Here is a 7,995-nt window from a genome sequence, read left to right on the forward strand (position 1 = left end):
GCCCAGGATCCCGCCCGCGGCCCGGCCGCGCCGCGGGGCCGCCCGGGCGTCTTGGGGGGGCCGCGGGGCCCCGCCGACACCGGGCGGCCCCCGCGGCGGGCGGGGGGGCGGGGGCGTGGGGCCGCGGGGCGCGGCGGGCCTGCAGCGGGGGCCGCGCCGCGGGCGGCGGGGGCGGGGGCCGGGGGGGCCGCGGGGCCCGGGCCCCGCGCCGACGGGCGAACACGAACCCGGCCCCCGGGCCGACCGGCGGACACATGCCTGGACCGGCCGGCGGATACGGACGTGGGTCCCGGGCCGACCAGCGGACGCGACCGGGCCGACCGGCGGGCACGACCCCGGAGCGACGAGCGGTCTCGGACCCTGACCGGCCGGTGGAAACGGGTCCGGACCGACCGGTGGGTACGGGCCCGGGACACCGGGATAGCATCGCACTCGCCATGCAGACGATCCCCTCGCATCCCACGCACTCCAGCCTGGTCGCGGTCGGCGACTCCTTCACCGAAGGCATGTCGGACCTGCTGCCGGACGGTTCCTACCGAGGCTGGGCGGACGTCCTCGCGGCGCGGCTGGCCGCCCGCACCCCGGGCTTCCGCTACGCCAACCTCGCGGTTCGCGGCAAGCTGATCGGGCAGATCGTCGAGGAGCAGGTGGACGTGGCGGCCGCGATGAACGCCGACGTGGTCACGCTGGTCGGCGGGCTCAACGACGCGCTGCGGCCCAAGTGCGACATGGGGCGGGTGCAGGGGCTGCTGACGGAGGCGGTGGAACGGCTCGCCCCGGCCTGCAAACAGCTGGTGCTCATGCGCAGCCCGGGCCGCCGCGGGCCGGTACTGGAGCGGGTCCGGCCCCGCATGGAGCAGTTGTTCGCCTGCGTCGACGACCTCGCCGGACGGCACGGCGCCGTCGTCGTGGATCTGTACGGGGCGCCGTCGCTGGCCGACCCCCGGCTGTGGGGCGCGGACCGGCTGCACCTGACGGCCGACGGGCACCGCCGGGTCGCGGAGGCCGTCTGGCAGCGGCTCGGCTATGCCCCTGTGGACACCGAATGGCACGTCCCGCCGCCCGCGGACCTGCCGCCGGGCTGGTACACCCGGCGTGCCGCGGACGTGCGGTTCGCCCGGCAGCATCTGCTGCCGTGGATAGGCCGCCGGCTGACCGGCCGCTCCTCCGGCGACGGCCGCCCGCCCAAACGCCCCGAGCTGCTCCCGTACGAGAACCGGGCGGAGCCCGGCGCCGTGGCACCGCCGCCATGACCACCAGGGTCATCAACCTCAGGGGCCGGATCCACGACTTCGGCCCCCGGCTGGAGGACGCCCCCGCGGACGTCGTCTACGTGGGCCGCCGCTGGACCCTGGGCGGCTGGAACCTGCCCCGGCATCCGTTGTACAACCCCTTCGCCCACCACACCGCGGCCAAGCGGCGGGACGGCACCCGGGCCGAGGTCCTGGCGATGTACCGGGCGTACCTCCTGGAACACCCCGAACTGCTTGAACTCGTCCCCGAGCTGGGCGGCAGGACCCTCGCCTGCTGGTGCGTGCCCGAGCTGTGCCATGCGCAGGTACTGGCGGAGCTGGCGGACACGGACGCCCCTGCCTGACTCCCGCCCGCCCACCGGAGCGTGCCTGATGAAACCACGACGGGGAACGCCGCCGGCCCCTGATCACGGGCAGCCCCACAGCCCCTCGTGGCCTCCACTTCCTCCCCCATGGCGCTGGCCTGCGGGAATCGCCAGTAGAATCCGTACACGTGACTTCCGCGCCCGCCAAGCCCCGCATCCCGAACGTCCTCGCCGGACGCTACGCCTCCGCCGAACTGGCCACTCTGTGGTCCCCCGAGCAGAAGGTGAGGCTGGAGCGGCAGCTCTGGCTCGCCGTGCTGAGGGCCCAGAAAGACCTCGGGATCGAGGTGCCGGACGCGGCGATCGCCGACTACGAGCGGGTTCTCGACACCGTCGACCTGGTCTCCATCGCCGAGCGCGAGAAGATCACGCGGCACGACGTGAAGGCCCGGATCGAGGAGTTCAACGACCTCGCGGGGCATGAGCACGTACACAAGGGCATGACCTCCCGTGATCTGACCGAGAACGTCGAGCAGTTGCAGATCCGGCTCTCCCTGGAGCTGATGCGCGACCGCGCGGTGGCCGTGCTGGCGCGTCTGGGCAGGCTGGCCGGCGAATACGCCGAACTGGTCATGGCGGGCCGCTCCCACAACGTCGCCGCGCAGGCCACCACGCTGGGCAAGCGCTTCGCGACCGCCGCCGACGAACTGCTGGTCGCGCACGGCCGGGTCGAGGAACTGCTCGGCCGCTATCCGCTGCGCGGCATCAAGGGCCCGGTCGGCACGGCACAGGACATGCTGGACCTGCTGGGCGGCGACACGTCGAAGGTCGCCGAGCTGGAGGACCGGATCGCCGGGCACCTCGGCTTCTCGCACGCCTTCACCTCCGTCGGTCAGGTCTATCCGCGCTCGCTGGACTACGAGGTCGTGACCGCGCTGGTGCAGCTCGCGGCGGCGCCGTCGTCGCTGGCGAAGACGATCCGCCTGATGGCGGGGCACGAGCTGGTCACCGAGGGCTTCAAACCGGGTCAGGTCGGCTCGTCCGCGATGCCGCACAAGATGAACACCCGGTCCTGCGAGCGGGTCAACGGCCTCATGGTGATCCTGCGCGGCTACGCCTCGATGACCGGCGAGCTGGCCGGCGACCAGTGGAACGAGGGTGACGTGTCCTGCTCGGTGGTACGCCGGGTCGCGCTGCCGGACGCCTTCTTCGCACTGGACGGCCTGCTGGAGACCTTCCTGACGGTGCTCGACGAGTTCGGTGCCTTCCCCGCCGTCATCGCCCGCGAGCTGGACCGCTATCTGCCGTTCCTCGCCACGACGAAGGTGCTGATGGGTGCGGTACGGGCCGGGGTGGGCCGCGAGGTCGCCCACGAGGCCATCAAGGAGAACGCCGTGGCCACCGCGCTCGCCATGCGCGAGCAGGGCGCCGAACGCAACGACCTGCTCGACAAGCTGGCCGCCGATGAGCGGCTGCCGCTGGACCGCGAGCAGTTGCGGACGCTGATGGCCGACAAGCTGTCCTTCACGGGTGCGGCGGCCGACCAGGTCGGCGCGGTGGTCGGCCGGATCGAGAAGATCATCGAGCAGCACCCGCAGGCCGCCGGGTACACCCCGGGGGCGATCCTCTGATCCGGTCCGTCCGGACGTGGCCGAGAGGGCAGGGCACGTGGCCCGGACGGGCGTGGGGAAATCCGGTGGCGTGGAGTGAGTGGGCCGCATAGTTTGTGCGCTCGTGACTGACACTCCGAGGGTGCTCGTCGCACCGTCAGCCGGTGCCCGCTGTGGCGTCGGCCGGGCCGGGCCACGGCGGGTGCCGGGCGTTGGCTGAACGCGCGTCCTCAGGAGCGGAATCAGCCGAGGCCCGGTTGTTCTCTCGGCGGTACCGGGCCGCCACCGCCAGTTTCGCGGCGGTGATGTTCCTCACCGGGTTCGCCGCGTTGGCGGTGGTGCCCACGTTGCCCACTGCGGCACGGGACCTGGACGGGGTCTCGCTGTTCCCGTTGGTGGCGGGCTGTTTCGTGGCGGCGAGCCTGCTGGGCGGCGTCCTGGCCGGTCACTGGTCGGACCGTGCGGGTGCGCGCAGGCCGCTCGCGGTGGGACTGGCCCTCACCGTGGTCACCCTGGTGGTGTCGGCCACCAGCGTCTCCGTCTGGCAGCTCGCCGCCGGGCGGTTCCTGGACGGCCTGGCGGCGGGGATGGTCGCGGTGTCGATCGACACCGCCATCGGCCAGGCGTACCCGGAACGGCTGCGGCCCCGTGCGCTGGCCTTGATGAGTGCGTGCTGGATCGTCCCGTCGCTCACGGGGCCGCCGCTGGCCGGTGCGGTGTCCGAGTGGTGGTCCTGGCGGCTGGTGTTCCACGGCCTGGCCGCCCTGACCCTGCCGCCGTCGCTCGTCCTGGTGGCGGTGTTGCGGCGGTCCTCCTGGGCGACGGCCGCCGACACGCCGCACGACCGGCCCGCCTCCCGCCCACCACTCCTGCTCGCGGCCGCGGTGAGCACGGGTGCGGCGCTCGGGCAGTACGGCGTGTCGGGCTGGGACGTGCGCCATCTCCCGTTCCTGGCGGCGGGCGCCGGTCTGCTCGTGGTCTGCGCGCCGCGACTGCTGCCCCTGGGTACCTGGCGGGCCGCCCGCGGGCTGCCGACCACGGTGTTGCTGCGCGGCCTGTCCTCCGGTACGTACTTCACGATCGAGGCGTTCGTGCCGTTGATGCTGATCACCGAACGGCAGGTGCCCGCGGTGACAACCGGCCTGGTGTTCACCGCCGCGGCCGTCGTGTGGGCGGCCGCCTCCTGGGTGCAGGGGCGGTTGTTGGAGAGCCGACCCCGGCACCGGCTGGTCGCTGTCGGCGCCCTGGTGCTGGCGGCGGCAGCGGCGCTCGCCCTGATCGGTACGTTTCCCTCGGTGCCGGCACCGGCCGCCGCCTCGGCCATGCTGGTCGCGGCGGCGGGCATGGGCCTGCTGGCCCCGTCCCTCACCGTGCTGTCGCTCTCGCACAGCCCGCCCGAGCGGCAGGGCGGGGCGAGCAGCGCGATGCAGACCAGTCAGAACCTCGGCCAGATCGGCGCCATGGCCATGAGTTCCGGTGTGCTCAATGCCTGCGTAGCGGCCGGCGCCTCCGAACCGGGCGGCTACGGCGCCGCTTTCGGTCTGCTGCTGGTGCCGGCCCTGCTGCTCGCCCTGCTCGCGGGGCGCGCCCGCGGCCACGTCGCCCCGGGGCCTCGGCCGCCCCTACGGGAGCCCTCCGCGCCCTGAGCCGGACCCCGTGCCGCTCCTCCGGCTGTGTCTCTCCCCCCGGTGTCGCCGCCGGGGCGCCCGCCCAGGAAGCCGGGTCCGCGCCGGCGGGCGGCGATGGGTCAGGCGTCCCGCCGGTGCACGTTCCACGCTCCCGCGAGCAGTGCCGCCGCCGACCACAGTGCGGTCACCGCCAGGCCGGTCCACGGGCCGAGGGTGCCGTCCCAGTCGCTGTGCAGCACCACCTGGCCGGCCCGGTCGGGCAGGAAGTCGGCGACGCCGCCGGAGAGATCGCCGACCACGAAGGAGACGATCAGGAGCAGCGGGATCAGCACGCTGAGTGTGGCCACGCCGCTGCGCAGCACCGCCGCGAGCCCGGCCGCGAACAGCGCCATCAGCGTCAGGTAGACGCCGCAGCCCAGCGCCGCGCGCAGCCCCTCGGACCATGTCGGCCGGTCCGCTCCGGACCCGAGGGCGGCACGGCCGACCAGGAAGGTCACCACCCCGGTGACCAGCCCGACGGCGAGGACGGGGGCCGCGATCGCGGTGGCCTTGGCGGCGAACCAGCGCAGCCGGTCGGGAACCGCGGCCAGGGTCACGCGCAGTGCGCCGCCCTGGAACTCGGACGAGACGGCCGTCGCGCCGAACGCCGTCGCCGCGATCTGGCCGAAGGAGACGCCGAAGAACATCGAGGACAGGGAGTCGGTGCCGGTCTCGTCCGTCGAGGCGAGCAGGGCGAGGGCGGCGGTGACGAGCAGCACCGCGGCGAGGCTGCCGACCAGCGAGCGCAGCGTACGGATCTTGATCCACTCGGCGTGGAGGGCGGGCTGGAAGGACATGGTCAGACCTCCTGCGGCTGGGCGGCGAACTCGGTCTCGGCCGACGTCAGATCCAGATACGCCTCTTCCAAGGTGGGCTCCACAGGGGCGAGTTCGAGGACGGGGACGCCCGCGTCCGCCAGGAGGCGCCCGATGTCCTCCACGCGCGCGTTGCGTACGGTCCACCTGCCGGAGGGGTCGGGGGCGGCGTCGTAGCCGTGCCGGGCCAGCAGGTCGGCGGGGGGCGTGCCGTCGGCCGTACGGACCCGAACGCCGGGTCGCACGCGCGCGTGGACGAATTCCCGCAACGGGGTGTCGGCGAGCAGCCGGCCGCGGCCGAGGACGACGAGGTGGTCGGCGAAGGCCGCGGTCTCGTTCATGAGGTGGCTGGAGACCAGGACGGTGCGTCCCTGGGCCGCCAGCCGGCGCAGCAGTTCACGGATCCACACGATGCCTTCGGGATCGAGGCCGTTCGACGGCTCGTCGAGGAGGACGGCCTCGGGGTCACCGAGGAGTGCGGCGGCGATGCCGAGCCGTTGGCGCATGCCCAGGGAGTACGTCTTCACCCGGCGCCGCGCCACGGCCGCGAGGCCCGTCTCCTCCAGCAGCGCGTCGACCCGGCGCACGGGAATGCGGTTGCTCGCCGCCAGGGCGCGCAGATGGTCGCGTCCGCTGCGGGAGCCGTGCGCGGCCTGCGCGTCGAGCAGCGCACCCACCTGGCGCAGCGGCTCGCGAAGTCCGGCGTAGGGCCGGCCGCCGACCGTCGCGGTCCCGGAGGTCGGCCGGTCCAGGCCCAGGACGAGCCGCATGGTGGTGGACTTCCCGGCGCCGTTGGGGCCGAGGAAACCGGTCACCCGGCCGGGGCGGACGGTGAAGGTGACACGGTCCACGGCCCGCCGGGTGCCGTACGTCTTGCTGAGTTCTCGTACGTCGATGCAGGTCATGTCACCACCCTGGCCGGGCACGGGGGTTGCGGTCCTCCCCCGACGGTGGGCACCGTCTCCCCCGCCCGGGGGAGGTCCGTTGTCGGTGGCGCCTGCCACTATGAGCGGATGGCCCGTTTTCTGCGCCCGCTGCTGCGGGGGAGGACGTACACGCGCGTGCTGCACCTGTGGGTGCCCATGCTGGTCGTCAGCGTCTGGCTGTTCATCGACATGTCGACGCCGTGGGTGCCCGCGGTGGCGCTGCTCCCGGTGGGGCTGATCGGGGCGGTGCGGACCGGGGAGGGGGTGCAGGCACGGCTGCTGCTGACGCCCGGCGAGGAGGAGCCCGGCATCTCGGTGGCGCCGTCGGCGACCTGGCGGGACAGGATGCGCACCGTGCTCTGGCTGGAGGCGCGGATGGTGCTCGCCGTGCCCGCCGTGTTCGGCACCGTCTGGCTGCCGGCGCTGACCTACGATCTGGTCCGGCCGGCCCTCGGCCGCACCACCCCGGCCGCCCCGGTGCTGGACCACCTGCAACCGCACTGGGCCTACGCGCTGCTCGCCCCGCTCCCCCTGCTCGCCCTGTACGGCCTGGTGGTGGGCCTCGGCGAGTTGGTCACCGCCGTCGCACGCCGGATGCTGGGTCCGTCGGCGGTGGAGCGCCTGGCCGCCCTGGAGGAGCGGACCGAACAGCTTCTGGAGCGCACCCGTATCGCGCGCGAGCTGCACGACTCCATCGGGCACGCGCTGACGGTCGCGGTGGTGCAGGCGGGCGCGGCGCGGGCCGCGCGCGATCCGGAGTTCACCGACCGGGCCCTGGGTGCCATCGAGGAGACGGGCCGGGCCGCCCTGGAGGATCTGGAGCGGGTGCTGGGCGTGCTGCGCGAGTCGCAGCGGCCGGCGGGCAGTCGTCCCACGCTGGCCGACGCCGACCGTCTCCTGGAGTCGGCGCGCGCCTCCGGGGCCAAGGTCGACGCCGAGACGACCGGCCCGCTGGAGGCGGTTCCGGGGCCGGTGTCACGGGAGGGCTACCGCATCCTCCAGGAGGCACTGACCAATGTGCTGCGGCACGCGGGATCCGTACCGGTCCTGGTCCGCGTCACGGTGGCGGCCGGTGCCCTCGCCCTGGAAGTACGCAATCCGCTGCCGGGCGGGGTGGCCGGTCCCGCCCGGGGCAGCGGCCTGCGCGGCATACGCGAGCGCGCGACCCTCCTCGGCGGCAGCGCACGGACCGGCCCGGACGCGGGCGACTGGCAGGTACGCGTGGACCTGCCCCTGCACTGACCCGACCACCACCGAACCGGGGCGCGGGGACTCCGCGACCAGCCACCCCGACCAAACAACCCCACGCCACCCACCACGGGGGCGGGGGGGTGCCCCTATCTGTTTCGTCAATCCCGGCAGGGTTGGTTCATGGGGGTTGGTCATGTTTTTCGGGAGCGTCCAGCGAAGCGGGATGTT

Annotated in this window: 7 protein-coding genes; 5 read left to right on the forward strand and 2 right to left on the reverse strand. The window is 74.0% G+C overall.

Annotated elements, in window-relative coordinates:
* Positions 1-437: 437 nt before the first annotated feature.
* The 4 genes from ACFC09_RS45455 to ACFC09_RS45470 all read left to right on the forward strand — a co-directional run bounded on the left by ACFC09_RS45455 (position 438) and on the right by ACFC09_RS45470 (position 4,814).
* A complete protein-coding gene (locus ACFC09_RS45455) occupies positions 438-1,253 on the forward strand; it encodes an SGNH/GDSL hydrolase family protein (RefSeq protein ID WP_376538991.1) in 816 nt (271 codons plus the stop codon).
* Entirely contained in the window at positions 1,250-1,597 is a 348-nt protein-coding gene (locus ACFC09_RS45460; protein WP_376538993.1) for a DUF4326 domain-containing protein, read from the forward strand. Before ACFC09_RS45455 ends, ACFC09_RS45460 begins: the two co-directional genes overlap by 4 nt.
* Positions 1,598-1,746: 149 nt before the next feature.
* On the forward strand, positions 1,747-3,189 hold the full coding sequence (gene purB / locus ACFC09_RS45465; protein ID WP_376538995.1) for an adenylosuccinate lyase: 1,443 nt from the start codon (positions 1,747-1,749) through the stop codon (positions 3,187-3,189).
* Between the two features lie 191 nt (positions 3,190-3,380).
* Entirely contained in the window at positions 3,381-4,814 is a 1,434-nt protein-coding gene (locus ACFC09_RS45470; protein WP_376538998.1) for an MFS transporter, read from the forward strand.
* Positions 4,815-4,915: 101 nt separating this feature from the next.
* On the opposite strand, the gene ACFC09_RS45475 is transcribed toward ACFC09_RS45470, so the two are convergent.
* Both ACFC09_RS45475 and ACFC09_RS45480 read right to left on the reverse strand, forming a co-directional pair.
* Positions 4,916-5,632, reverse strand: a complete 717-nt coding sequence (locus ACFC09_RS45475) for an ABC transporter permease (RefSeq protein WP_376539000.1) — start codon at positions 5,630-5,632, stop codon at positions 4,916-4,918.
* Positions 5,633-5,634: 2 nt separating this feature from the next.
* Positions 5,635-6,555, reverse strand: a complete 921-nt coding sequence (locus ACFC09_RS45480) for an ABC transporter ATP-binding protein (RefSeq protein ID WP_376539002.1) — start codon at positions 6,553-6,555, stop codon at positions 5,635-5,637.
* A 108-nt stretch (positions 6,556-6,663) separates the two neighbouring features.
* Here ACFC09_RS45480 and ACFC09_RS45485 point away from each other — a divergent pair, with 108 nt between their 5' ends.
* Positions 6,664-7,818 (forward strand): sensor histidine kinase, encoded by a 1,155-nt coding sequence (locus ACFC09_RS45485; protein ID WP_376539004.1) that lies wholly within the window; start codon positions 6,664-6,666, stop codon positions 7,816-7,818.
* Positions 7,819-7,995: the final 177 nt, after the last annotated feature.

This window comes from Streptomyces sp. NPDC056161, assembly GCF_042268025.1.
GTDB lineage: Bacteria > Actinomycetota > Actinomycetes > Streptomycetales > Streptomycetaceae > Streptomyces.

Coding starts and splice junctions, on each gene's coding strand:
- ACFC09_RS45475 (WP_376539000.1), bottom strand. CDS start 5,632: ATGTCCTTCCAGCCCGCCCTCCACGCCGAGTGGATCAAGATCCGTACG.
- ACFC09_RS45455 (WP_376538991.1), top strand. CDS start 438: ATGCAGACGATCCCCTCGCATCCCACGCACTCCAGCCTGGTCGCGGTC.
- ACFC09_RS45480 (WP_376539002.1), bottom strand. CDS start 6,555: ATGACCTGCATCGACGTACGAGAACTCAGCAAGACGTACGGCACCCGG.
- ACFC09_RS45460 (WP_376538993.1), top strand. CDS start 1,250: ATGACCACCAGGGTCATCAACCTCAGGGGCCGGATCCACGACTTCGGC.
- ACFC09_RS45485 (WP_376539004.1), top strand. CDS start 6,664: ATGGCCCGTTTTCTGCGCCCGCTGCTGCGGGGGAGGACGTACACGCGC.